The organism is Marinobacter alexandrii (assembly GCA_039984955.1).
In the GTDB taxonomy this organism is placed as follows: domain Bacteria; phylum Bacteroidota; class Bacteroidia; order Cytophagales; family Cyclobacteriaceae; genus Ekhidna.
The window spans coordinates 698,964-723,765 of sequence record JBDWTN010000007.1 but is presented as its reverse complement, the minus strand read 5'-3'; the positions used below and the strand labels follow the sequence as shown (position 1 = coordinate 723,765).

At 36.9% G+C, this 24,802-nt stretch carries 33 protein-coding genes; 11 read left to right on the top strand and 22 right to left on the bottom strand.

Annotated elements, in window-relative coordinates; all coding sequences use genetic code 11:
• Positions 1 to 14: 14 nt before the first annotated feature.
• Genes ABJQ32_09555 through ABJQ32_09545 form a run of 3 tightly spaced genes read right to left on the bottom strand, consistent with a single transcriptional unit; the run spans position 15 to position 2,474 of the window.
• Complete coding sequence (locus ABJQ32_09555; protein MEP5289885.1) at positions 15 to 989, bottom strand: DUF3667 domain-containing protein; 975 nt, start codon at positions 987 to 989, stop codon at positions 15 to 17.
• Positions 967 to 1,143: a hypothetical protein gene (locus ABJQ32_09550; protein MEP5289884.1), complete on the bottom strand. Its 177-nt coding sequence runs from the start codon at positions 1,141 to 1,143 to the stop codon at positions 967 to 969. Before ABJQ32_09550 ends, ABJQ32_09555 begins: the two co-directional genes overlap by 23 nt.
• Positions 1,140 to 2,474, bottom strand: a complete 1,335-nt coding sequence (locus tag ABJQ32_09545; protein ID MEP5289883.1) for an NfeD family protein — start codon at positions 2,472 to 2,474, stop codon at positions 1,140 to 1,142. The genes ABJQ32_09550 and ABJQ32_09545 overlap by 4 nt, the downstream gene beginning before the upstream one ends.
• A 78-nt stretch (positions 2,475 to 2,552) precedes the next feature.
• Here ABJQ32_09545 and ABJQ32_09540 point away from each other — a divergent pair, with 78 nt between their 5' ends.
• Genes ABJQ32_09540 through ABJQ32_09530 form a run of 3 tightly spaced genes read left to right on the top strand, consistent with a single transcriptional unit; the run spans position 2,553 to position 4,991 of the window.
• Entirely contained in the window at positions 2,553 to 3,221 is a 669-nt protein-coding gene (locus ABJQ32_09540; GenBank protein MEP5289882.1) for a hypothetical protein, read from the top strand.
• Complete coding sequence (locus ABJQ32_09535) at positions 3,196 to 4,224, top strand: LysM peptidoglycan-binding domain-containing protein (GenBank protein MEP5289881.1); 1,029 nt, start codon at positions 3,196 to 3,198, stop codon at positions 4,222 to 4,224. The genes ABJQ32_09540 and ABJQ32_09535 overlap by 26 nt, the downstream gene beginning before the upstream one ends.
• Entirely contained in the window at positions 4,221 to 4,991 is a 771-nt protein-coding gene (locus ABJQ32_09530) for a TIGR02757 family protein (GenBank protein ID MEP5289880.1), read from the top strand. Before ABJQ32_09535 ends, ABJQ32_09530 begins: the two co-directional genes overlap by 4 nt.
• On the opposite strand, the gene ABJQ32_09525 is transcribed toward ABJQ32_09530, so the two are convergent.
• Both ABJQ32_09525 and pyrE read right to left on the bottom strand, forming a co-directional pair.
• A complete protein-coding gene (locus ABJQ32_09525) occupies positions 4,988 to 5,797 on the bottom strand; it encodes a phosphatase PAP2 family protein (protein ID MEP5289879.1) in 810 nt (269 codons plus the stop codon). The two genes, ABJQ32_09530 and ABJQ32_09525, sit on opposite strands and share 4 nt — an antisense overlap.
• Before the next feature lie 246 nt (positions 5,798 to 6,043).
• Complete coding sequence (pyrE, locus tag ABJQ32_09520; protein MEP5289878.1) at positions 6,044 to 6,691, bottom strand: orotate phosphoribosyltransferase; 648 nt, start codon at positions 6,689 to 6,691, stop codon at positions 6,044 to 6,046.
• Positions 6,692 to 6,892: 201 nt separating this feature from the next.
• On the opposite strand from pyrE, the gene ABJQ32_09515 reads away from it, so the two are divergent.
• Positions 6,893 to 7,567, top strand: a complete 675-nt coding sequence (locus ABJQ32_09515) for an NUDIX domain-containing protein (GenBank protein ID MEP5289877.1) — start codon at positions 6,893 to 6,895, stop codon at positions 7,565 to 7,567.
• A gap of 1 nt (position 7,568) precedes the next feature.
• Here ABJQ32_09515 and coaD read toward each other — a convergent pair whose 3' ends face one another.
• From coaD to ABJQ32_09495, 4 genes are all read right to left on the bottom strand, one after another.
• The gene (coaD, locus tag ABJQ32_09510) at positions 7,569 to 8,021 is read right to left on the bottom strand and encodes a pantetheine-phosphate adenylyltransferase (GenBank protein MEP5289876.1); all 453 of its coding nucleotides are present in this window, start codon (positions 8,019 to 8,021) and stop codon (positions 7,569 to 7,571) included.
• A gap of 19 nt (positions 8,022 to 8,040) precedes the next feature.
• Positions 8,041 to 8,931 (bottom strand): DUF3822 family protein, encoded by an 891-nt coding sequence (locus tag ABJQ32_09505; GenBank protein ID MEP5289875.1) that lies wholly within the window; start codon positions 8,929 to 8,931, stop codon positions 8,041 to 8,043.
• 6 nt (positions 8,932 to 8,937) lie between these two features.
• On the bottom strand, positions 8,938 to 9,531 hold the full coding sequence (locus ABJQ32_09500) for a hypothetical protein (protein MEP5289874.1): 594 nt from the start codon (positions 9,529 to 9,531) through the stop codon (positions 8,938 to 8,940).
• Between the two features lie 74 nt (positions 9,532 to 9,605).
• Positions 9,606 to 10,097 (bottom strand): NUDIX hydrolase, encoded by a 492-nt coding sequence (locus tag ABJQ32_09495; protein ID MEP5289873.1) that lies wholly within the window; start codon positions 10,095 to 10,097, stop codon positions 9,606 to 9,608.
• A 58-nt stretch (positions 10,098 to 10,155) separates the two neighbouring features.
• Between ABJQ32_09495 and ABJQ32_09490 the strand changes: the two genes are divergently transcribed.
• A complete protein-coding gene (locus ABJQ32_09490; protein MEP5289872.1) occupies positions 10,156 to 10,557 on the top strand; it encodes a DUF1573 domain-containing protein in 402 nt (133 codons plus the stop codon).
• Here ABJQ32_09490 and ABJQ32_09485 read toward each other — a convergent pair.
• Complete coding sequence (locus ABJQ32_09485; protein ID MEP5289871.1) at positions 10,554 to 11,222, bottom strand: YggS family pyridoxal phosphate-dependent enzyme; 669 nt, start codon at positions 11,220 to 11,222, stop codon at positions 10,554 to 10,556. The genes ABJQ32_09490 and ABJQ32_09485 overlap by 4 nt on opposite strands.
• A gap of 61 nt (positions 11,223 to 11,283) precedes the next feature.
• Between ABJQ32_09485 and ABJQ32_09480 the strand changes: the two genes are divergently transcribed.
• Together ABJQ32_09480 and ABJQ32_09475 are read left to right on the top strand one after the other, a co-directional pair.
• Positions 11,284 to 12,837 carry a GH3 auxin-responsive promoter family protein gene (locus ABJQ32_09480; GenBank protein MEP5289870.1) on the top strand — a complete coding sequence of 518 codons (1,554 nt, stop codon included), beginning with the start codon at positions 11,284 to 11,286 and terminating at the stop codon, positions 12,835 to 12,837.
• Positions 12,838 to 13,458, top strand: a complete 621-nt coding sequence (locus ABJQ32_09475; GenBank protein ID MEP5289869.1) for a LysE family transporter — start codon at positions 12,838 to 12,840, stop codon at positions 13,456 to 13,458.
• A 54-nt stretch (positions 13,459 to 13,512) separates the two neighbouring features.
• Here the strand turns inward: ABJQ32_09475 and ABJQ32_09470 are convergent, their stop codons facing one another.
• The 12 genes from ABJQ32_09470 to ABJQ32_09415 all read right to left on the bottom strand — a co-directional run bounded on the left by ABJQ32_09470 (position 13,513) and on the right by ABJQ32_09415 (position 21,303).
• A complete protein-coding gene (locus tag ABJQ32_09470) occupies positions 13,513 to 13,842 on the bottom strand; it encodes a hypothetical protein (GenBank protein MEP5289868.1) in 330 nt (109 codons plus the stop codon).
• Between the two features lie 110 nt (positions 13,843 to 13,952).
• Positions 13,953 to 14,792 carry an ABC transporter permease gene (locus ABJQ32_09465; protein ID MEP5289867.1) on the bottom strand — a complete coding sequence of 280 codons (840 nt, stop codon included), beginning with the start codon at positions 14,790 to 14,792 and terminating at the stop codon, positions 13,953 to 13,955.
• Positions 14,785 to 15,678: an ABC transporter ATP-binding protein gene (locus ABJQ32_09460; GenBank protein MEP5289866.1), complete on the bottom strand. Its 894-nt coding sequence runs from the start codon at positions 15,676 to 15,678 to the stop codon at positions 14,785 to 14,787. The genes ABJQ32_09465 and ABJQ32_09460 overlap by 8 nt, the downstream gene beginning before the upstream one ends.
• Positions 15,675 to 16,160: a hypothetical protein gene (locus tag ABJQ32_09455; GenBank protein ID MEP5289865.1), complete on the bottom strand. Its 486-nt coding sequence runs from the start codon at positions 16,158 to 16,160 to the stop codon at positions 15,675 to 15,677. The genes ABJQ32_09460 and ABJQ32_09455 overlap by 4 nt, the downstream gene beginning before the upstream one ends.
• A 93-nt stretch (positions 16,161 to 16,253) precedes the next feature.
• Positions 16,254 to 16,772 carry a DUF4252 domain-containing protein gene (locus tag ABJQ32_09450; GenBank protein MEP5289864.1) on the bottom strand — a complete coding sequence of 173 codons (519 nt, stop codon included), beginning with the start codon at positions 16,770 to 16,772 and terminating at the stop codon, positions 16,254 to 16,256.
• Positions 16,773 to 16,825: 53 nt separating this feature from the next.
• Positions 16,826 to 17,242: a hypothetical protein gene (locus tag ABJQ32_09445; protein MEP5289863.1), complete on the bottom strand. Its 417-nt coding sequence runs from the start codon at positions 17,240 to 17,242 to the stop codon at positions 16,826 to 16,828.
• Entirely contained in the window at positions 17,226 to 17,735 is a 510-nt protein-coding gene (locus ABJQ32_09440; protein MEP5289862.1) for a sigma-70 family RNA polymerase sigma factor, read from the bottom strand. Before ABJQ32_09440 ends, ABJQ32_09445 begins: the two co-directional genes overlap by 17 nt.
• A gap of 61 nt (positions 17,736 to 17,796) precedes the next feature.
• Entirely contained in the window at positions 17,797 to 18,207 is a 411-nt protein-coding gene (locus tag ABJQ32_09435) for a pilus assembly protein (GenBank protein ID MEP5289861.1), read from the bottom strand.
• A complete protein-coding gene (locus ABJQ32_09430) occupies positions 18,188 to 18,457 on the bottom strand; it encodes a ribbon-helix-helix protein, CopG family (GenBank protein ID MEP5289860.1) in 270 nt (89 codons plus the stop codon). The genes ABJQ32_09435 and ABJQ32_09430 overlap by 20 nt, the downstream gene beginning before the upstream one ends.
• A gap of 45 nt (positions 18,458 to 18,502) precedes the next feature.
• Positions 18,503 to 19,546 carry a VWA domain-containing protein gene (locus ABJQ32_09425; GenBank protein ID MEP5289859.1) on the bottom strand — a complete coding sequence of 348 codons (1,044 nt, stop codon included), beginning with the start codon at positions 19,544 to 19,546 and terminating at the stop codon, positions 18,503 to 18,505.
• On the bottom strand, positions 19,536 to 20,438 hold the full coding sequence (locus tag ABJQ32_09420; protein MEP5289858.1) for a hypothetical protein: 903 nt from the start codon (positions 20,436 to 20,438) through the stop codon (positions 19,536 to 19,538). Before ABJQ32_09420 ends, ABJQ32_09425 begins: the two co-directional genes overlap by 11 nt.
• Positions 20,419 to 21,303, bottom strand: a complete 885-nt coding sequence (locus ABJQ32_09415) for a DUF58 domain-containing protein (protein MEP5289857.1) — start codon at positions 21,301 to 21,303, stop codon at positions 20,419 to 20,421. The genes ABJQ32_09420 and ABJQ32_09415 overlap by 20 nt, the downstream gene beginning before the upstream one ends.
• On the opposite strand from ABJQ32_09415, the gene ABJQ32_09410 reads away from it, so the two are divergent.
• Genes ABJQ32_09410 through ABJQ32_09395 form a run of 4 tightly spaced genes read left to right on the top strand, consistent with a single transcriptional unit; the run spans position 21,260 to position 24,802 of the window.
• A complete protein-coding gene (locus ABJQ32_09410) occupies positions 21,260 to 21,772 on the top strand; it encodes a DUF4296 domain-containing protein (GenBank protein MEP5289856.1) in 513 nt (170 codons plus the stop codon). The two genes, ABJQ32_09415 and ABJQ32_09410, sit on opposite strands and share 44 nt — an antisense overlap.
• Positions 21,769 to 24,129, top strand: coding sequence for an endonuclease MutS2 (locus tag ABJQ32_09405; protein ID MEP5289855.1), 2,361 nt, complete (start codon positions 21,769 to 21,771; stop codon positions 24,127 to 24,129). Before ABJQ32_09410 ends, ABJQ32_09405 begins: the two co-directional genes overlap by 4 nt.
• Positions 24,129 to 24,356 carry a cytochrome b5 domain-containing protein gene (locus ABJQ32_09400; GenBank protein ID MEP5289854.1) on the top strand — a complete coding sequence of 76 codons (228 nt, stop codon included), beginning with the start codon at positions 24,129 to 24,131 and terminating at the stop codon, positions 24,354 to 24,356. Before ABJQ32_09405 ends, ABJQ32_09400 begins: the two co-directional genes overlap by 1 nt.
• The gene (locus tag ABJQ32_09395; protein MEP5289853.1) at positions 24,353 to 24,802 is read left to right on the top strand and encodes an acyltransferase; all 450 of its coding nucleotides are present in this window, start codon (positions 24,353 to 24,355) and stop codon (positions 24,800 to 24,802) included. The genes ABJQ32_09400 and ABJQ32_09395 overlap by 4 nt, the downstream gene beginning before the upstream one ends.

Genomic DNA, 24,802 nt, shown 5'->3' with positions numbered 1-24,802 from the left:
TATTCAATAACTGTCTAGATAAGGGCTAAGGAAATTAAAATCCCTGTGCCCAAAACTACTCCAAGAGCAAAAGTATAAATCAGTCCAATACATATAGCTCTAAACACACACCAAATCATTTTTATCTTATAAACTTTGCGAAAGCTTATAATGGCATAGATGAATGTAATCAGTGTGGCTATGTTAAGTCCTGTTTCTTGAAATGCCTCGAAGAATAGAGAGAAAAGCCAGACCCATCCTAGGAGAAAAAAATACAACGAGTGTAGGTGAAGGGAATGTATCAAATGCTTGATGTACAGTCCTTTTCGCCAAAAAAAGAGTTTCAGTAAAAATGCATAAACCGGAAGAATGAAGAAAACAATGATAGGTATCTGTCTGAGTATATAGGAGAGAAAGGAAGCCTTGGACTCTTGACCAATCTTTACGAATTGATTAACAATGAAATAATTGGTGGTGTTAATTGTATCCATTTGGATGGTATCCAAGATTTGCTCAGAGGACAATGTGGTTTGATCTATCAAATGATCCACAAGTCTTCTATGAGGTTTGGAGAGCGGCCATTCTTCAGCGTAAATAGAATCGGGGAGATTCATTAAACTATCAAATTGAACTGAAGTAAGAACCTTGGAATCATTACTACTTAGCACTCTGTCTTTTTTATCCTGTAAGGTTGGTGAAAACACTTTAGCCATAAAGAAAAAATGAAAGATGCTGATGACTAAATACCAGCGAATTGGATTTGCAAACTGAACCCTCTTTCCATTTATAAATGCGTTAGTGATTTTTCCAGGAGAAAACAAGAACGGTTTAAATGTCCTTACAAAACGGGAGTCTAGCGAGAAAAAATTAGATGTGAATTCTCGGAAGAGCATACCAATACTTACATGATTGTCGGTATTTTCCTGTCCACAGTTGGGACAATAGTTAGCTTTTCTGCCTAATGGTTCTTCGCAGTTTAGACATCTGCTATGTTTCCTTCTCTTTTTCACCTGGTTTAAACTTGTTGAGTAAAAATGCCACACCCCACAATCCCAGAGCGATAAAACTATAAAGCACTTGATTTATCTGACTTCTAAGCGAGAAGAAAAGAAACAAGAAAGCCAGAATAGTAAATGTCCAAATTAATGTTGGAAATAATTTCATACCTCTTTTACTTTCAAGCTTGTACCTTCGTCCGAAATCACTTCTACATTTATGCCTTCATCAACGAAATTCCCTCGGGTGAACGCATCGTAAATTTCCCCGTCAATTTCAATTTTTCCACTTGGTCTTAACCTTGTGTAAGTTTTCCCTTTTTGACCGATTAAGGATTTTTTCTTGTAAAAAGTAGATGTAAAACCTTCTTCTTTACTTTGCACATCATGCAATGCTACTCTCTGAAATACGTTGCTATTGAGTAATCTGGCTCCTCCTAAAAACATGACTATCATAGCACCTAGCAATCCGGCTATTACGGTAGCAAAAGAAATAAACAATTGATCCCCACCTACAAAGGAAAAATCAAACATATCATTGTTAAGCATCACCAGAACCAGAGAACCTATGGTGCATATTAGTCCTAAAACTCCAGCAACGCCAAATCCTGGAATGACAAAAACCTCCAATGCTATTAAGATGATGCCTACGACAAATAGAATAATTTCCCAATTTTCTGCAAGACCATTGAGGTAGTTTGGAACAAAGTAGAGAATGACAGCTACAATGGACGCAAGGATAGGGAATCCAACCCCAGGAGTTTGCAGCTCAAAATAGATTCCTCCAACAATTATCAAAATAAGGATACCGCTCACAAATGGATTAAGAAATAAAGAAATAATTTTTTCAGATACTCCGAGATTAAATTCTTCAACAGTATAGTCTTCCACACCGGAACGTTTCATTATGTCATCTATACTGCTTACCTCAGCTTCACAAAAGCCATACTTTATGGCTTCAGAGGTGGATAGAGTTAAAATCTTACCCTCGGTGGCTATGCTATCCAAATCAATATCTTCATCTACCATTGCCTCTGCCATACGAGGGTCTCTGCCTTTTGCTTCTGCAGTCGAGCGCATGATAGACCGCATATATGACTGATACTTATCTGGAGCAGCATCACCATCCTGGGTCACCACCGTCGCAGCTCCAATGCTCGAACCTTTCGCCATATAGATACTGTCACAAGCGATGGATATCAATGCTCCAGCAGAGGCAGCATCTTTATTGATAAAAGTGTAAATGGGACGATCAAAATTCAAGATACGTGTTCGGATATCGTCTGCATCATTCAGCGCTCCTCCATAAGTGTCTAATTCTAAGATTACATAGTCAGCATCCAACTCAAGAGCCTTTTCAAGTCCTAACTCAGAATACCTATTCGTCCTTGGATCAATAACATCGCCGATCTTCAGATGCAAAACCAAAGGCTTCTCCTTTTCTTGTGAGAAAAGAAGGATACTTACCAGAATCGACAGTAGACTAAATACTTTCTTCATAAAATCTTTATTTCAGAACAAATGTCTCATTTTTGGGACTGTTGATCTGTGGTTAAAGTTATTCCAAAATAGATCGACATGGCAATTTCTTTCATATCAAATCTTATGTATTTATTACCTACTTCAGTTCGTTCAATCAAATTCGATAAGAATATATGGAGTTCGGTTTTAACGAATGCTAATCAACTAGTTTTAGATATACGCAACGAGGAGGGGACGGATATTGATATTATTACCCTAGACATTGATTCATTAGTTGGTGAATCAATACCAATTGAACCAATAAATAAGTGGATGAAATTGATTGGTATTAAAAATCATCAGCTCTACTTCATTAGATACCTGGACACTAATGATCCCTCAAGTAATGATTTTCTAATGTTTGATCCGGGGAAACAACTTCTAGAGCCAGTAACGCAACTACCTCATTTTACAGAGCCTGCAGTGTATGCACAGATTTATGAGCATGGTTCCGAATACTTTAAGACAGTAGCTGAATTTTTAGGCTTAGAACTACCACTTTCATGTGAATATTTAGAATGGAATGATAAAATCATAATCAGCTACTATCTTCGTTCTGATAATGGATTTGATCGATACCTGTTGCTGTTGAGAGACGGGATGAAGGAATGGAAGATCAAACAGGATGAATCGATGAAAGGCTTTTCATCTGGTGCATTTTTTGTTGTAGGAGACCAGTTGATTTTTATTAAAGACCGAAATGAAGTTTGTGTTTACGCTGATTAGTACGCTTTTTCTAATAAATGTTTATGCTAACCCCGCGGATAGTGTGCGTGCAGAGCAGAGAGAAGAAGGAACTTTTATTGTCCACGAAGTGGAAGAGGAGGAGACCCTCTATTCTATTGCAAAGCGCTATGGTGGTTCGGTAATAGGAATCATCAAACACAATCAAATCATTGACAATAGAATAGAGATAGGTCAGACACTTTTTGTTTTGATTAAGAATGAGGAGCCTGTTCAGGCAGTTATCATAAAAAAATCACCAACAAATAAGAATATCCACAGCGTACAACATGGAGAGACCTTGTATAGCATATCCAAACTGCATGATGTAAAACTCAAGGATTTAAGAAAGTGGAATGATCTTTCGAGCAATGACATTTCACCAGGAATGCAATTGAAATTGAGTAAAAACGCATTATCAGTTATTCCAATTGATGGTTTAGCGGATGTTGATTCATTGGAAGCCATGCAAGTAAAGAGCGATAGTACGGCAGATGAACCAAATGACCCACTTGCTGATTTTGAAAAATACTTGGTGCAAACTGGAGAGACACTTGCTACCATAGCCAGGAAAATAGGTGTGAGTATGGATAGCTTAAAATTTTGGAATGATTTAGATTCTGATTTTTTAAAGATTGGGCAACAATTGGTCTTTAAAGATGAAGTGGAATCAAGGGATACGAGCCTGAGTGAACCTAAGAAAAAAATACGAACGCAAATTGATGAAGATGGATTTGAAAAAATCTTCGAAGAAGGCGTGGCATCTGTTATTCAATCCATGAATACCTCAAGGTTTCTAGCATTGCACAGAACCTTGCCGATTGGTACCAATTTGAAAGTTAGAAACCTCATGAACAATCAAGTGGCATACGTGAAAGTTGTAGGCAAACTCCCAAACACTGGGCTAAACAAAAAACTACTGCTACGACTTTCACAGCCAGCTTACGATCAACTAGGTATCTTAGATTCAAAATCAAGGGTTGAAGTATCCTACAGCAAGGAGTGAGTCAAAAAGAGCTAAAGTCCTTTCTTGATTCGAAGTTTGAAGAGTATAATCAGCCTGATTTCATTCCGAATGATCCGATATGTATTCCCCATGAGTATGCTAAAAAACAAGATATAGAGATAGCTGGATTGATGGCAGCCGTGTTTGCTTGGGGTCAACGGAAAACGATCATCAACAAGAGCCATGAATTCTTAGGTTACATGGACAATGATCCGCATGGCTTTGTTCTCAATCATTCGGAAGCAGATCTTAAACCTTTTCTAAATTTTAAACATCGAACGTTTAATAGCACAGATGCACTTTACTTTATTCACTTTTTTCAGTGGTTTTATAGGCAGCACGATTCTTTGGAAAAAGCTTTTACAGAAGAGTTGAGTAGAGAAGCAAAAATGGAAGTTCGACTAACTCATTTTTTTGAATTATTTTTTTCATTGCCAGATCACCCAATACGTACCTATAAGCATGTGCCTAATCCAGCAAGAAAGTCGGCCTGCAAACGAATCAATATGTTCCTGAGGTGGATGGTGCGAAAAGATGATAAAGGAGTGGATTTTGGTTTATGGGATACCATGAGACCAAGTCAGCTCATCTGTCCATGTGATCTACATGTAGATCGAGTAGCTCGTAAGCTTGGCCTTATTCACCGCAAGCAAACTGATTGGCAAACAGCAATTGAACTGACAGAAAATCTTAAAAAACTAGATGCCAATGATCCAGTTAAATATGATTTTGCATTGTTTGGGCTGGGAGTAGAGGAGAAATTTTAGGATTTTGATAAAGAGCTAGTCTTGGTTAGATGCAGCTTAATGATAAAAAAAGCGAGTACTGAACCGAATACTGCTCCTACCATTACATCGCTTGGGAAATGCTTTCCTGACATAGTCCGGAAATAGCATTTGATTACTATGCCTAATAGCATAAAGCCCCAAACTATTTTTCTAAGCTTGCTTTCTGAATAGATGACCTGAAAAGCGTAAGCAAAGAAAATAAGGCTAAAGGCTGTTAGGGCTGCATCGCCTGAGAAAAAAGAGTTTTCAATGTCATATTTTGAAATATCCTCTACGAATTCTTCCTTGGCCTCCATTCCTAATTGCCGTATTTCAACAAGGCTTCTGTATGCAAAAGGACGATATCTTTCAGTCAACCCTTTGACAATTCCAGTGACGCTTTCAGTAAGTATGTATCCTTGAGTGAAAATGAAAAAAAGACCAAGCCTTTCTTTTATACCACCTCGAAAAAGAAATAGGGATAATGGTATGATATAAATAGCTATACTCATCAGAGCTTTACCATTATCCTTTGCCAAAAGGTCCCACCTTCCTGCTACAATTCTATCTAACCAATTAATTTGATCAATTTTAGTTTGATCCAAACTTCCAATTTGGAATTTTTGAAATTTTTCCGCTTTTCTATCTTGAAGTTCAATAGAGATAAAGGATGTGGCAACACATAATATAGAAATAGCAATATCCTTTTTAAGATCTATTTTCAGAAGTGAATTAACCTTCCAGTAGTGCTTTTGATTTAAGATGAGTAAAGCAATTATCAAAAGTGCAGGTATGATGTAGTACATGTGATTGATCCAATCTGTTTCAACCAAATTTAGAGGATGCGATTACAGATTAGGATAAAAAATCAAAGCACTTACCTGACATTTACCCGTCATTAGCAAGGATTTGAAGCCGATACCCTTTTTCTTGGTTTACATAGAGTAGAAGATTTCTTGATTCAGATTTCTAGTAACCTAATTTAATTTGTGGTTACAGAGATTTATTAAGGAAAAGTGAATAAAAGAAGAACCATAGTATTGAGTGTTTTACTACCCCCAATTTCCCGGATCTTCGCGCCATTCCTTCAGTGTTTTCAATACCTCATTTTCAAACATACGTTCGTCTTGGGCATGTTCCAGCAAGTGGTGATAGTCGCTTAGTACAACAAGATCTACGCCTTTGTTTGTGAAATTATCTTCTGATACCTGAAAACCATAGGTGAAGATGGCCACCATACCAACGACCTCTGCACCTGCTTCTTTTAATGCATCTGCAGCAGCGAGCGAGCTTCCTCCGGTTGATATCAGATCTTCAACTAAAAGGACTTTCTGTCCTTTCTCAATCTTTCCTTCAATCATGTTTTGTAGTCCATGTCCTTTAGACTTAGACCGAACATAGATAAAAGGAAGACCAAGCTCTTCTGCAACAAGTGCTCCTTGAGGTATTCCAGCAGTCGCAACACCTGCAATCACGTCTATTCCATTGAATGAATTTGAAATAGCCAGGCCTAGTGCCGTTTTTATCTTGGAACGAACATCTGGGTAGGAGAGGCTTAAGCGATTGTCGCAATAGATTGGAGACTTCCATCCGGATGCCCAGGTAAAAGGTTCCTGTGGGCTTAATTTAATAGCTCCGATCTTTAATAAATCTGCAGCTACTTCAGCTGCCAACTTTGTGTTGTAAATTTTGATGCTCATGTGACTGCAAAATAAATAACTCCTGTATTATCGATCAATAATCTTATGAGCTTGTTTCGTTTTTAATTTATTATTTAATTGCCATGTAATTCTGATTGATGAAATGAGCACGACTTTAAAAGGAAAAACCCCAAACGACTATTGCTCATGGGAACTTCTAATTCTACTGACCGATATGGCCTTAAGAAATAGACAATTCGCATGAAAATTTTTATTAATGATATCCCTGTTTACATACTTTCTGAGAAGAAAATAAATATGAATAGGGCATATGGACTGATCGTTAGAGAGTTTGAGACGATTGTTCCTGAGGTATTGGTAGACGATGTTTTGATCATGAACGCTTCATTTGATCAGGTAGATAGCTTGCTTAAGTTAATGACCGATAAAAAGCTCAAGAAAGTTCACTCTATTTTCATTTCGTCACGCGAAAAAAGATCGCTAATCAATTACCTCAAAGGAAAATTCAAAGTTATTGAAGCAGGTGGTGGCATTGTAGCAAAGGAGGGAAAGCTTCTTATGATCTATAGAAGAAAAGTGTGGGATATCCCTAAAGGGAAATTGGACAAAGGAGAAAATATTGAAGAATGCGCCATAAGGGAAGTTGAAGAGGAGACAGGGGTTAAAGTAAAAATTGACCATAAAATTGATGCAGTATGGCATACCTATGTCACAAAGAAAAAATATGTTCTGAAGAAGACTCATTGGTACGCTATGCAATGTATTAATGACAGTAAAATGGCTCCTCAAAAAGATGAAGGTATCAAAAAAGTAGAATGGATGGATCTAGAGCAGGTTCGAAAAGCACTGCATGATTCCTATCGATCGATCAGATATGTGATGCAGGAGTATACTAAAATGATGAAGGAGGTTTGACCTATACCTCATAAGGAAGAAATGGATTAACGTCACCTCCATATCTATGTACTTCCCTGATAATACTTGAACTAATTGGGGCTAATTCCGGAGAGGTTATCAAAAAAATGGTTTCAAGATCTTCATTGAGATATCTATTGATTTGCGATATACTATTCTCATACTCAAAGTCAGTGGTGTTTCGTAAGCCTCGGACCATGAATTTAGCACTATACTTTTTTGCAAGTGAAGCGGTCAGTTCATCGTAGACTTCAATCTCAACACGCGGTTCATCTTTGAAGGCCTCTTTGATCTTCTCAACCATCCACTCAAGTTCAAAATATCGCTTATTCTTGGTTGTGTTGTGTCCTATCGCTATAATGACACGATCAAACAAGTCCAGACTTCTTTCTACAATATCAAAATGACCACTTGTAAATGGATCAAAGGAACCAGGAAAGATTGCTGTCTTCATGACTGTGTTTGATTTGTGCTTACACACAAAGATACCCACTCAGCACATCAAAGTACTGATGGTCTTCTACTTCGTCGTAGAGGTAGCTAAACTTAAGAAACGATGGCTTAGACCCGAATGAAATATTTCTGATATATCTCTTAAGTAATGACATTTCATCAGAACTAGGCTTTACAAAACCCCAAAGAAAGACGTGACTTTCTTTACCGCTCATTTTTAATTCATTGAAAACAAGCATGACATACTTTAGATAGTCTTCTTTCTTGCGAGCAGCGAACTGATTATAATATAGAAGTTTTTGACCTTCAGTCACTACTAAATGTAGAATCCCTCTATCCACATACGCATACATGCTTTTTTCTTCAATATGATCTGCATGCTTCATGAAGCCTTCGATCAAAGCGCTTCCTTGATGGACTATATGAACCTTTTTCTTTTTATAAATAGACTCAATCCACCTACAAAGTTTGCTCTCGGCGGCAAATACATTTATTGAATCAACTGCTATTTGCTTATAGTATTGAACTTCCTCAAAAGCAGTTTTAATTTCACTATTTAAGGCGAGATAGTCTGCCGAGGCTTCTTGGACAAACATATTGGCTGGTACGAGTGAAAATTTATGTGTCTTGAGACATAGTTTCACATCTTTCCAAAAACCCGCCGTTAAATATTCATGATTATCAAGTATCTCTTTTATGAGTCTTAACCGACCATTTACAGTTTTGATTCCTTGAAAACGATAATCTTCAAGACCCATGACTACATTATCTTGGGAATCAACCACTGCAAACTGCAGATCGTAAATCCCAACCTGCATGATAAGCGAGTAGTGATCTAGTTCATCAATCGTGAACTTTGTGTCTTTTACTCGCTTAACAAGCTTATAGGTCGATGTGTCTTGTGCAATCAAAATATTTTATTCCCAGTTTCCTGCTGTGGTCACACTTGTTCGTGATCCAAATCTCAGTGGTTTCCTGGTGTTGTATTCGCTATCTTCATCTCTACTAGGATCAATTGGTCGAGGATTCTTCACCTCAATGGCATTTACCAATAGTCCCGCTTTAAGAATTTTATCTGCCCAAACATCAAACTTTACGGGAGGTTGAGTTCCAGGTACGTATGGAAGAGTAGCTAAGTCAAACCTTGGCCATTTTCCCATTCTGAACAAAGAATCCATTACTGGAACAGTTCCAAGAGTGTCAATATTGACAACTATGCTATCCTTACCGTAAGGTTGAGGAATAATAGTCTCGCTCTTTTCTGTTAGGTAAAAACTACCTGTATCAATGAAGGCCATCAATTTATCCCAGTCGCTTGTATATTGGCCATTTACAGCCATAAAAGCAATCTCTGCTTCTCGGATCATCTTCAACTGCTCAATAATTCGCCCTTCGGCTTTTTCGATACGCTCAGCTTCATCAATGGATGATTTGATACTGTACACTAAAAATACGGCCAATGATACCCATACCACGAGCATGACCACAGAAACAATTTTTGTTTTACTCATTGCTAAATTTCTTTTTCGCTAGGTTTTTGCAATTATAAATATTTAATGGTGATTCTTGAAGCACCAAAATATTATTAATGCTTAAAAGTAACCAAACCCCTAAGTTCGGCAATTTTATCTCTTTCACCAGCGGTGTTAAAAGCATTATGAATGGTTTCTTGCGAAAGTTTTTTTAAATCTTCTTTTGAAAAGAACCTTGCCTCCGCTAGAATTTGACTTTTCTTGTTCAATTCAGGGTCTTCTCCAAGCTTCAAAGTACCTGAAATTCTTGATACATTGAAGAATAATTCAATGGCATGATGCTTATTATCGATGTATTCATTGGTAAAAAGGTATTCTTTGACATCTATTTTTAGATTAGTCTCCTCCATAAATTCCTTTTTGAGTGTTTCATGGACACTTTCTCCAAACTCTACACCTCCACCAGGAGGAGACCATAGATACCCTGCAGGGCCTATGGAAAGATGCTTTAGCAATAAGAATTTGCCATCTTCTTCAAGAATACCACAGACACGAACTCTCACTTTTCCCTCAAATGGGTTTTTGAATTGATTTTGGTCTAACATTTGCAAAAGATGTTCGTTAACTTTGATTCTTATTAAGAACAAAAAAATAAATTTAAATATGAAATATTTAGCATCATTGCTGTTGATCGGATTTGCATTCTTTGCAACAGCACAGGAAGAAGAGCCGATGACAGGGCCAAAAATTTCATTTGCTGAGAAATCGTTTGATTTTGGTGAAATCAGTCAAGGTGAGAAAGTTGAGCATATCTTTCAATTTGAAAACATTGGAAACGAGCCCTTAATTATTTCTGATGTTCGGACAACATGTGGTTGTACGGCTCCTGAATGGCCAAGAGATGCAGTAGCTCCTGGTGCCACTGCCAAAATTAAAGTTGTATTTAATAGCGCGGGTAAAATGGGAATGCAGAACAAGGTGATTACCGTGATGTCAAATGCAGTCAATAACCCTGCTCGAGTGAAGATTGTCACAAACGTGACAGCTCCAGACCCAAATAATTAATAGTTTCTAGCACCAAAAATGGCGCTTCCAATTCTGACCATATTACTTCCCTCTGCTAGTGCGATTTCATAATCGCTACTCATGCCCATAGAGAGTACGTTCATTTGAGCATTAGTATGGTCAGAATTTTTTATTTCATCGTAGAGATCTTTCAAAGATTTAAATTCCTTTTTTACAAGTTCTGAGTTATCTGTATTTGTAGCCATTCCCATGAGCCCTACAATCCGAACGTGATGCATCTCTTCGAATTCTTCTTCGTTCAATAGTTGATCAAGCTCCATTTGATCTAATCCGAATTTTGTTTCTTCTTTAGCGATATGAATTTGCAGAAGACAATCAATTATACGGTCGACTTTTTTCCCTTGTTTATTGATTTCTTTCAAAAGCTTTAAAGAATCTACACCATGGATTAAATGAACAAAAGGTGCGATGTACTTTACTTTGTTGCTCTGCAAGTGTCCTATCATATGCCAGCGGATATCTTTTGGGAGCTCTTCAGCCTTTTTTGTGAGTTCTTGTACTTTGTTTTCTCCAAAATCAAGATGTCCAGATTCATATGCTTCTACAATGTCAGAACTAGGCTTTGTTTTGCTCACGGCTACAAGTGTGCAGGATTCTGAAAGAGTTTTCTTTAATTCGTTTAGTTGGTTTGATATTTCGCTCATTATTGTCTCTTTTACATCTTTTAAAGATGAAAGTTCACGAATAAGTTTCAAAGAGGACTGAATGGCAATTTTAGGGACATTACTCAAGAAAGGAATCATGCTGCGCGAAAGTTTAGAGCAGCTATATACTTCTTCTCTTGACTTGCAAAAACAAGAGTTAAGGAACCTACTCATTCATTGTCAGGGGACGAAGTTTGGCAAGGAACATTCCTTTGATAAAATTTTAAGATCCTTTAAGAAACGAAATGACAATTTTTATCAGGTTTTTAAAGACCAGATCCCGATTTTTGATTACGATAAAATTTATGAAGAGTGGTGGCATTTAGCCCAGGAGGGTCAAAAAGATGTTTGCTGGCCAGGTAAGATCAGATACTTTGCTCTGAGCTCCGGTACTTCTGGAGCACCTTCCAAATACATCCCGCTTACGCGAGAAATGGTAAAATCAATCCGTAAGACGTCTGTGCGACAGATTTTAACCATGAGCAAGTATGACTTGCCCGCTTCTCTTTTTTCAAAGGGGATATTAATGCTTGGAGGAAGTACCGATTTGAAAAGAAGTGGTCATTATTTTGAAGGAGATCTGAGTGGAATTACAGCTGCACAAATCCCTTTTTGGTTTCAACACTTTTATAAGCCGGGGAAAAAAATAGCTAAGACGAAAGATTGGAATGACAAGCTTGAAGAGATTATTAGAAGTGCTCCTGACTGGGACATAGGAATCATTGTTGGAGTTCCAGCTTGGCTTCAGATTTTAATGGAGAAGGTGATTGAAAAGTATAATCTTAATAACATTCATGACATTTGGCCTAACCTGCAAATTTTCGTACATGGTGGAGTGTCTTTTGAGCCTTATAAGCGTGGATTTGAAAAATTACTTGCAAGGCCACTTCACTACATGGAAACCTATCTAGCTTCAGAAGGATTTATTGCTTTTCAAGCGTATCCTAATCAAAAGTCGATGAGACTAGTTTTGAATAATGGAATTTTCTACGAATTTGTACCCTTTACAGAATCAAACTTTGATGAAGAGGGTAAGCTTAGGGCAAATGCAACAACATTTAAAATTGATGAAGTAGAGGAAAATAAAGAGTATGCTTTATTAATTACCACAAATTCCGGAGCATGGAGATACATGATTGGAGATGTAATAAAATTCACCTCCGTGGAGGAGAACGAAATTGTAATCACCGGTAGAACAAAACTGTTTATGAGTTTATGTGGTGAGCATCTTAGCTTAGATAATATGAATAAAGCTGTAGAGTTGGTTGAAGAGGAAATGAAAATTGATATTCGAGAATTTACACTTCTTGGAGATAGATCTGGGAGCTTATTCGCTCATCACTGGTATATTGGTACAGATGATAAAATTGATAGAGAGAAGTTGATTGATCGAATTGATTATCATTTAATGGATCTTAATGACGATTATAAAGTTGAAAGAGAATCTGCTCTTAAAGAGCTTAAATTGAGCGTGTTACCTACAAATATTTTTTATAAATGGATGGAAGAGCAAGGAAAAGTGGGTAGTCAAAATAAATTTCCTCGTGTATTAAAGAAAGAAAAGGCCCAACTTTGGAGAAATTTTCTAGTAGAACAAAATATCCAAGCGAATTAAATGCCCCCAATACTTAATGGACTAATCTTTGGTCTTATTTTTCTCTTTGCGCTTGGACCAGCTTTTTTCGCCCTTATTCAGACGAGTATTCAGCAAGGCTTAAAAAAAGCGATATTCCTGGCCATAGGTATATCTGTAAGTGATATTTTCTATGTGGCAATTGTATTGTTGGGGCTGACAAAAGCCCTGGAAACGGATGATTTTAAATTCTGGATGGGGATTTTTGGTGTGATAATGCTTGGGGCTTATAGCATATACTCTTGGTTTAAAACACCTAAAATTGAAAGTGATAATGCAGTAATGAATGATTCTAATTATGCAAAACAGTTTGCAAAAGGATTGTTCCTCAATGGATTAAATCCATTAATCATAGTGTCTTGGGCTACATTGATAAGTGCTAGTACAATAAATTTTGAATATGACTTCAATCAACAGTTGCAATTTTTTGGAGGTATGCTCATTACTATTTTTAGTATGGATGTTGGCAAAGCCTTTATTGCTCATCGCCTAAAGCATTTGATTACAGTAAAATTTGTGAGGGGAATGAATCGTACAATAGCCGTTATTCTTGTGTTATTTGCTTGTCAGATTCTATACTTTCTATTGAGCAATTACGCATAAAAAAAAGCATCTCAATGAGAGATGCCTTGACCTTAATAACCTAACCTAACTTTATTATTGTATTGTAAATCCGAATACTTTTTCTTCAGTTTTAGAATTTACAATTAATGTATAAGTACCTTCATTTAAATTTGTAATATCTGCAAGATCTACTTTTCCTTCACTGATTTCTTTCTCTACCTCGTTGATATACAACTTCAACTCCTCTTTGCGAGGATTGGATACCCATACTTTCGTATCTTTTGAAAAAACAGGCTGTCCGCTTTCTATAGCGATTGCCTGATTGCTAAACTCTAATTCTACTTCTGGTGAGGTAGTAGTAGTAAATGCGACAAGAAAGTTTATCGATACTACTGATGCAAGAACTGAAACAAACTTTATCATAACTGGCTATTTATACTTTACTTATACAAAAAACGTCCAAAACCCTGACTTGGTATGCAGCTATTAGTTAAGAGCTAAAAAATGTTAGGTGAAACTCCGATTATTTTCGTTTAAGCCTTTAAGTCGCGTTTGTTCAAAACCCAGTTGATAAACAAAATAAATAGTAGTCCCCAGCCAATGGCAATTAACCACTCGTACCAATAGATACTATCTTTTATTTCTTGGAAGAGATACCTGGCAAAAGGACTTTCATATGCTTTACCACAAAGCTTTTCAATCGAATACATTGGGAAAAATTTTACGATTCCTGCAGTGTAATCTCTTGTGAATGGGGCAAACTCGAGGATAGCTGTGACGATAGGCTCGAACACTAGATTATACAAGAAAATCAAAACGATCGCAAAGCCAGCCTTTTTTATGACCATAGCAATGCTGAAAGCGAAAAGCGAAAAAACGACAAGTTGAAGAAAATATGCCAATAGATAATCTAGCTGATCGAATACATATTTAAGGTCGGTCACATGCGAGTAAATCATGCCGGCAACCAGTCCAGATAGAAACAGGACTAGTGTACAAACACCTGCTAAAAATAGAATCAGAGAAAATTTGGATAGCAAAAATTCGCGCTTGCTTACCCCATCGATGATATTCTGCCTGAGTGTATTATACGAGAGTTCATTGTTTACAGAAACAATGACAATAAAAGAGATTAATACTTTAACAAATGAAGCTAACCAAGTAGAATTCTGCCAAATATCAGGGAAATCGTAGATGGGAAGGATTGTAGGATCTATTCCTTGAAAATCAGCGCCTTTGCTTTTCAGCCATTCAAGAAAAAAGACGCCTCCATTTGTAATGATCAATTGAGCTAAAAGGTATAATCCAAACAGGATCCAAAACACCTTGTAATGCTTCAATTTCAACCATTCTAGTGTAAATGCTCTAATCATTTTCTTTTAATATTTTCAAGAATTCTTGTTCAAGTGATTTAGACTGAGGTACAAGTCTTTTCAAGGAGATTCCTTGATCAAAGCAGAATTTGTTTAATGAATCTGAAGACTGCCCATCCTTGAGATAGGCTTTTAACGAACCGTTCTCTTTTTCCAATTTTTCCAATCCATCAAATTTTTCAATAGTAGAGGAAAGTACATCAAGATCGTCTGCTGATATTTCTACCACATTAGTCTCTCCAAGAATATCATGCACTGATCCTTCATGAAGCTTAACACCTTTTCTAAGAATGCAGAAATCCGTGCAAACCTTTTGCACTTCATCAAGCAAGTGACTTGCCATAATGATGGTTTTTCCTTGTGCTGCAATATTTCTAATCAACTCGCGAACTTCTGCGATCCCCTCAGGGTCTAGTCCATTTGTAGGTTCATCAAGCATCAATACTGGTGGATCAGACAGTAATGCTGCTGCTAAAGAAAGTCGTTGCTTCATACCTAAACTAAAGGTCTTGAATTTATCATTTCTTCGTTCGTATAGGTTGACTTGTTTGAGTATGTCATCAATCCTATTGGTGCCGCACTTTTTGATGTGAGCTACAATTCTCAGATTCTGAGTAGCAGTCAAATAGCTATAAAAGCAGGGTGTCTCTAGAATGGATCCGATTTTCTGTCGGGCATCTACATTGTTTATTCCCCCAAACCATTCAAAACTACCACTAGAAGGAGCAACTACCTCCAAAATCATCCCCAGTGTCGTTGTTTTACCACTTCCGTTTGGCCCTAAAATACCGTATACCTGACCTTGTTTTATTGTTAAATCGAGTTGACTTACAGCGGTAAGTTTTCCAAACTTTTTAGTGAGTTTATTGATCTTAAGTACATTCATTTGAACTGATCGGTTATCAATGGAAGCATGTCACTGCCTTGAAAAGTTTGCATTAGCGTAGGGATTTTTCCAAATGGAATTTCTCCCCTTAAGTAAAAAGCCATTGCTCTGCCTTCTGCAGTCATTACACCAACATATTCATCTTCTTTCCCTATTATTCTTACCTCCTGTTTCCCTCGGATGATAATATATTCTTCATAGCCTATCTCTTCATAGTCTTTAAGCCAGTCAGCATGAGACTTGGAAGCCGTAGTAGCGGAATCTAGCCTGTATAGTAATATTTTTTCAATGTCGTTAACCAATTCGTAAAACTGTGGATCTTGTGTGATATTGACCATCCTAAGTGTACTAGGATACAGGCAGATCGGATTCATCCATCCATTTGGTCTTCTTGGCTCAGCAAAGTCTTTTAGGATCTTTTCTTGTCCTATTGAAGGAAGTGTAATGATTGTAAGAAAAGTAATGAGTAGGTGTTTCTTCATGCAGTCTTTATGTATAGTAGAATTTTTTGTTAAGCACGTAAAATAATAAGGGCAGGTTGGGGTGCCAACCTGCCCATTACCTAACGATCTTTTTTAATCATTGCCTTCTAAATTTTTCAGATACTTAAGTTCGCTCATACGCATCATACTTGCTAGCTTAGATACTTGCTTTAGATCGATAATTCCATAAAGACTAACCATTGCGAACTTTTCCTTACCTCCAGCTACAAGTATGAGTTCTTCGATGATGCCGTCTTTTTCCTTAATGGAAATTTTTACATTTTCTTCAGCATCTTTTACAGTCATCAATTCTTCATAACCGGCTTTAGAAACATCATTATTTGCTTCGGAGTAGAGTGCTTTTGGATTGGATACCTTCTCACTAGCCACGACTTTCATGCCTTTCAACTTGCTGATGACGTCCAAAAACTCTTTTTCATCTTCCGAATTTCCTTCCATTTCAGTGAATAGAGAAAACATTTTACTGCTTACAGAGACTTTAGTAAATGTCTCATCATCCTCATACCTATCCATGTACTTGGTTACTACTTGCTGACTAAAAGCCAGACTTGTGATGGATAAGATCATTATTGATAATATAATTTTTTTCATGGTTTTATTTTTTTAGTGTCTTTAAAATCAAGGTTTTGGTCCTTACGAAGCACTTAAGATTCCTCTTGAAGCTCTTCTTTTGCTTTATTTATCTTGGTCAATTCTAGGGTGTGATTCTGACCTTCCTTCAGTTCTGAGGATATCATCATCAGCGCCTCTCTAGTAGCTTTTAGCGCTTTTTCAGGATCATCAATTGCAAATGGATCTTTTCCAGCATCATTGAATACCAATACTGCTGTGATTATCCCAATCGTGATAGTAGCTGCTGCGGAAACCCAAGCTCGCTTTTTATTGACAACCTTAGAATTTTTATACTTCACTGACTTTTGGCTAGTGAGGTATCGGAAATAATGGCTTTCGCTGTTGAGAGCAGGATTGGATTTGAAATGTGATTTAATCACTCTTTCTTCTTCCAAACTGGTCTCACCATTCCAGTATTTTTCTATTAGCTTATCAATTTGCGATCCCATATGCGTCTATTTTTTGCATGGCTTCTTTTACTTTTTTGCGCGCTCGATGAATGTTGACTTTTACATCACTTTCACTGAGTTCACATGTTTCAGCTATATCCTGATAGCTCAAGTCCTCCACTTCACGAAGATGGAAAACCTCCTGCTGCTTGGCCGGTAGCGTCTTCAAAACCATTCTCATTTGTGACATAAAGTCATTGGTAATGGCTTGTTCTTCTACTGTACCGGAATATCTCATATTCACTACTTTTTCGTCCAGGTCTGCGTATCTATTTCTTCGCAAAATTTCGATGCATCTATTTCGGACAATGCGAAAAGCCCATGCATTGACTTTTTCTACTTTATCCAGGTCTTTGCGGATACTCCAGATTTTTGTTAGACAATCCTGTACTGCATCTCTTGCCGTTTCAGGTTCATGTACAATCGATAACGCGTATCGATACATGCCGTCAGAGGCGGGTAAGATGTGCTTATGGTATAGATTATTTGACATTCAGCTAGATGATGTACATGCTGATTGAAAAGTTACAGAAAGGAGAAAGAATTATTTTCGACTAGCGGAATATATTAGTTAAATACTTATTTCGGATATCTCTGTAAATGTAAAAATCGGAATCAATCGAGATAATTTCATGATATCCTGATTGTTCTGAAACAACCACCAAACTAGCATCGGCTAAGTCCATAGGTACATCACTGAATTTATGTGTCAATTGCTTAATGCGTGAAATATGATTTTCAACAAGTTCATAAATTTTTAATCCGCCTCGATCAATCCATTCTAGAAAAGCTAATTGAGCTTTTACACTAAAGTCTAACATATGACAAGTTTCTGTCACTACAGGCCATGTGGTCCATAGGTAGCCTTCATAATCTTCTAGAAATCGAACAGCTTTTAAATGATATTGATCGGATCGATCGAATAATGCTATGAGAGGGCCGGCATCAATGAGCGTGTTTCTCATGAAGCTTACTTTTTAGCTTGGATTTGTAAGTCAAAGAATTGTCTGAATTACTGCTTTTATCTGTCCCAAAAAGATCATGGCCTAAGACATAAGGAAGTTGTTTAGATTGTTCTTTATTGAAATACATGGATAATGCTTCTTTTACGATTGAAGATTTGGAAGAATTCATTTGCTTACTGTACTCCGCCAATTTTCTATCAGTTGCTTCATCCAGTCTTACATTTAGCATATTTTCTTTTTTATCTTTCATGTGTAATACAAATGTAATACGTTTTAAGTATTTATTCAAACACTATCAATCTGTCAAAACATTCGTCACAAAAGTAGACTTGGTTAGTAACCAAAGTAGAAGAAATACAGCGGCCCATTTTAGATAGACATAGTAGAAGTCATTTGTGTCTTTGTAGCGTGTTTCTTTTATTTCTGCTTTTTCAAGACTGTCAATCTCATCAAACACTTGAACAAGTGCTTCTTTGTCTGACACTCTATAGAATTTTCCATTCCCAATCTTCGCAATTTCTCTCAGAGTAGTTTCATCAAAGGTATTCTCAACCAACCTAGGTCTACCAAAAAAATCAGTTCCAAAAGGGACCTTTCCGTCGCGACCGATAGCGATTACATACATTTTGATATTGTAAGCATTGGCCAAGTTAGCAGCTGTAATAGGGTCCACATTACCAGCCGTATTATCTCCGTCACTGAGCAAAATCATTACTTTGGATTCTGATTCTGATTCTCGAAGGAAATTTATGCCTGAGGTGACTGCATTGCCGATGGCTGTTCCGCGGCTTTCTATTTTATCAAAATCTATATCTTCTATCAGTTCATAAAGTAACCCGTAATCAGTCGTTAGTGGACATGAGGGAAGTGCATCTCCTGAAAAAATCACCAATCCAATTCTATCTTGAAAACGACCGGCTACAAAGCTTCTTGCAACTTCTTTTGCAGCTTCTAATCTATTTGGAAGAAAATCCATGATCTGCATGGATTCTGATATATCAATATTCAAAACAATATCAATTCCTTCACTCCATTGTTCCACTTGTTCGTTTGTTGTTTGAGGACGAGCAAGGCTTGCTATTATTAACGTCAGACTTATTATGAAAAATACAGGGGGTATAAACCTTAGGTACGTGATCGGATCACTTTTTAAATCTTTCTTAGTAAGCGCCACAGGTAGCTTTTGACCAAATGACTTTGCAAGTAACCATCGAAGTAAAAATAATAATGGGATTGCAATTATGGCATACAACCAAATTAGGTTAGCCCAATCAAAGCTTTGAAGTTTAGCAGGGGTAAACCACTCAAAAGAAAACCAATTTATCGTCTTACTTTCCATCTTTGATTTCTTCTACTTTTTTTGAATACCTATGTTGTGTAAAGTCATCCAATTGCTCAAAGTCTTGAAACACATTTTCCTGAACTCTCTTCCCGTAAACAACTCGATCTATTGCCATCAATGGTTTTTCTAACTCTTGTGCAAAGTCTTGTAAGAGAATCTCTTTTGTAGTTAGTACAGAGAATGGAATCTTATCTAATTGTTGCTGGTAGTTTTTCCAAAAAACCAGAACTTTTTCCGCAAGATCCGGATCTGGATCTACTTTCAACTTATTTACATAACTATTAAAAAGTTCAGAAAATTGGTCATATCGAGACCTCAGCCTTCTAAGTTTAATCCATTTAATAATTCTTTTACCAAAGATCAGAAGCAGAACAATAATCAGAACTATGAACCCACCAATAATGTAATAGAATAATGGGTAGTTGAATTGTGTATTTACAACCTGATAATCAAGGTTTGTTTTGAGCTTCGTAGAGTCAGATACTATTGGGGCAAGTTCAGTGAGAAAGATGGAATCAAGTTGAGTTTCAATGATTGTGGAGTCAGTTCCATTCAATATTACGGCAGCCAGTTTTAGGTACTGTACCTTATCTATTTCAAATGATTGAATCGTATAAACAGTGCTGTCAAACGCTAATTTTCCTTGTACCTCCGTAGGGAAATAAGCTTTGCTGCTAAATTCAAATGGAGCAAAAGAAGATAGACTATCTGGGAATATCATTTCCAACTCTGTTGGGTATGAAGAAGAAATCCAGAAACTAATATCTTGGCCGATAAGTAAACTATCTTCAACAAAACCTCCCTTGACGGAAATTTCTTGCGCTCTAGAATGTAATGAGCACAGTAAGAAGCCAATAATCAATAAATATTTACCTAGTCCTTCTTGCATTGCTTCTATTTCTATGACGGAATAGTTTGATGAGTTTTGGTACGTAATCATCTTCTGTACCAATAGGTACATAGTTTACATCATTCCTTTTACAAAAATCCTCCAGCGATTCTTTGTTTTTACCATGAGTCTTGTCCACGGCATTTTTAAATTCATCAGATGAGGTATTTAACCAGACGGTTTTTCCAGATTCTTTTTCATACAGAGGTACAATACCTAAATGAGGAATAGCTGATTCTCTCTTATCTGAAATATGAACAACGACAAGATCATGTTTTCTTGCCAGACCTCTCATAGAGTGAGTAAAGTTTTCATCAATAAAATCTGATATAATGAAAATGATAGCCTTTTTATTTAAAAGGTTAAGTGTATACTTTATGCCTTGATCGAGATTTGTCCTTTTTGATTTAGACTTTAGAGAGAATATGCGATTAATTATTTCGTAAGCATGCTTGACTGTTTTACCAGGTTTTACATAATCTTCAACTTGATCTGAATAGCATAGGACTCCAACTTTACTTCCTTCGCGAATAGCAGAAAGTGCAAGTAACCCTGTCATTTCTTTGGCTAAGTCTATTTTTTGACGTTTGTCCTTTCCAATTTCCTGAGAAGCGGAAACATCAAGTAAGAAAAAAACAGTCTGTTCTTTCTCTTCGATAAAAGTCTTCATAAAGGTCCCGTGCCCCTTTGCAGTCACACGCCAATCTATGTTACGTACATCATCTCCCCATTGGTAAGGACGCACATCATCAAACTCTAAGCCTGATCCTTTGAAGATCGAATGGAAGTCGCCCTGCATTTGCGAATTAATCGCTTTGCGAATGCGAATTTCATACCTTCTAAGCCTTTTTAGGATATCCTTCATTTCGATTTTTTTGCTTTACCAAGTTTGGCATCAATATGGCACCATTGATAATTGCATCGCATGTATGATCTTTGCTATTGATCAAACATGGTTTGACCTTCAAAATTATATTTTCACGAATTCTTTGACCGATTTGAGAAACATTTTTTTAACCGTTCTTGTAATAGTTTGTGCTTGCACTAGTTCTGATATACCTGAAGACTTGATTAATCAAGAAAAAATGGTGGAAATTATGGTAGAAATCCATTTATTAGAAGCCAAGATTAATAATATCCTCATAGATCCGCATGATAGTATTCAGGCGGTTTATGAACATTATGAAAAACTATTGTTTCAGGACTTAAGTATTACTCAAGATCAATATGAACGTAGCTTTAATCACTATGTTAACAATTCCAGTGATTTTGAAAAAATCTACAATACCGTGGTAGATTCTTTGATGGCAAGAGAGCAAAAGCTGAAAAAGTGAAGATTTATCCTGAGGATATAGAACAAAAACTTGGATTTGATCAGATAAGAAATCACCTCATCCGTTTTTGCCAAAGTGATCGTGGTGCTCAGTTGGCTAGAAAGGCTAAGCCTACTGAAAAATATGATGTGCTGATTAGATGGCTGAAACAGGCTAAAGAAATGATGCGCTTAAAAGGAGAAGCTGATGATAGAGTTTCTTTTGAATTTCCTGATATCGAAGACTATCTCACTCAGATTAAAGTTCCAGGATCATTTCTAGATCCGCAAGATTTTCATGAATTAAAAAGGGGAGTAAATACACTTGCTTCCTGGGTTCAGTTTTTTCAAAAAAAAGGAAACGAATATTCGGAACTGTTTAGTTTGTCGAACAAAATTGAAATCGACCAAAACCTTTCGATTCATATAGATAATACGATTGATGATAGAGGAGAGGTAAAAGATTCTGCTTCTAGAGAACTGTCTGAAATTCGAAGGAAAATCTCCAAATCGGAACAATCTGTAAGGTCAGCCATCCAAAAAGTATTGAAAAAGGCTAAGGATGATCAGTTTACAGATGAGGATAGTTCATTGACTGTACGTGATGGCCGATTGGTCATTCCTGTAAAGGCAGAATACAAAAAAAGAATTCAAGGTTTTGTTCATGATGAATCATCTACAGGGCAGACTGTGTACCTCGAACCAGGTGAAGTATTAGATTTAAATAATCAAGTGAGGGAGCTGAAGTATGCCGAGAAAAGAGAAGTGATTCGGATACTAATTGAGCTATCAAATCATGTGAGAGCAAATTTAGAAGAGCTGCAAAACGGTTCATATTTGCTTGAAAAACTTGACTTCATTCATGCTAAAGCTCTTCTAGCAGAGTATATCAATGGAGTCATTCCGACAGTAGAAAAGTCAACGAAATTTTCCTTGATTAAAGCAATACATCCTTTGCTTTACTTGTCTCATAAAGAGAACAAGAAGCCCGTCATTCCACTGGGCCTAACATTGGACTCTGAAAAGCGGATACTGATCATCTCGGGTCCGAATGCAGGAGGCAAATCAGTAAGCCTAAAAACAGTCGGATTGCTACAGTATATGCTCCAAGCAGGACTACCGGTTTCAGTCAATGAAGAAAGTAAAATGGGCATTTTTTCATCAATCTTTATTGATATTGGAGATACCCAGTCAATTGAGGATGATTTGAGTACATATAGTTCTCACCTTACCTCTATGAAGTTTTTTCTTCAGGAAACAGATAAGAGATCTCTTTTTTTGATTGATGAATTTGGAAAGGGAACAGAGCCTCAGTTTGGAGGCGCTATAGCCGAATCTGTTTTACATGAACTAAATAAGAAAAAGGCGTACGGTATTGTCACAACTCATTACCAAAATCTAAAAAAAATGGGTGATGAAACTTCTGGTTTAGTGAATGGAGCCATGAAATATAATCTGGATGCTTTGGAACCATTGTTTGAATTGGAAGTAGGAAAGCCTGGTAGTTCATTTGCATTTGAAATTGCTGGAAAAATTGGATTACCTCATGAAATCATTCTTTCTGCACGAAAGAAGATTGGGAGTTCGCATGTAGCATACGATCAGCTTTTGAATCAATTGGAAAAAGAGAAGGCAAAATTTGAAAAGCTAACCAAGAAATTAGAAAGAGATCAGGATGATATTTTGAAAGTCCGTAAGGACTATGAGGACTTGAGAGGTATGCTTGATGAAGATAAAAAGAGAGTTATTAAGGAGGCTAAAAAAGAAGCAAATCATATAATTGAAAATGCCAATAAGGATGTAGAACGTGTCATAAGAGAGATAAAAGAAAACAAAGCTTCAAAAGAGCGAACAAAGGAGATCCGATCCGAATTGGATAAAAAGAAGCTAAGACTTCAAGAAGGGCCTAAGTCTACTACAAAAGCCTTTAATGTAGGAGATATTGTCAAAGTAGTAGGTCAAGAAAGCACAGGAGCGATTCAGAAAATCAAGGGTAAACAAGCCGAAGTTCTTTTTGGATCACTAAAATCAATCATCTCAACAGACAAATTGGAAAAAGCAAAGAATGCTCCGCAAGTAAGCTATCAAAAGAAAGTGAAGAAATTAGGTATCGACTTGACTAGTAAAATGTCGAACTTTAATCATGAAATTAGTATTCGTGGTATGCGAGCTGATGAGGCGATGAATGAGATTGAGTCTTTCATTGACGAGGCATTGCTCATAGGAGTAGATGAAGTGCGAATTGTTCATGGAAAAGGACACGGGGTACTTAGAGATATTGTGAGAAACATTGCTAAGGGACACTCAAGTATTGCTAGCGTAGAAGATGAGCACGCTGATAGAGGAGGGGCTGGTATCTCTATTATCAAATTACAATAATGAGGTTTACAATTCAGCAGTTGGCGCTTCGGAATGGGAATGATCGTGAGGAAACATGGATTGCTTACCAGGGAGTGATCTATGATGTTACAAAGTCAAGATTATGGAAAAATGGAAAGCATTATGAGCACTGGGCCGGTCAGGATCTGACTGAAGAATTGAAAGATGCGCCTCACGATACAAAAGTTTTTGAGAAATTACAGATTGTAGGAGAGTTGATCAAATGAAAATAATTGAGTCGGGAATAAAGAATGTCGATGCGCATGAAAGCGTAAAGGTGATTATGCCAAGTAATCTTTATGGTTGCATACTGGCTGAGAATGTGTTTGTTGGGCCATTTGTAGAAATTCAAAGCGATGTAAAAATTGGTGCTAGAACCAAAATTCAATCTCATTCATTTATCTGCGAACTTGTTTCTATAGGAGAAGATTGTTTTATTGGACACGGAGTGATGTTCATAAATGATACATTTAGTGAAGGAGGTCCTGCTGGAGGAGATCAATCCAAATGGAAACAAACAAACGTTGGAAACAAAGTCTCAATTGGATCAAATGCTACAGTTATGCCTGTTTCAATTTGTGACAATGTTGTCATTGGAGCTGGAGCTGTCGTGACTAAGGATATTGCAGAGTCTGGCACTTACGTTGGCAATCCTGCTAAGAAATTAAAATAA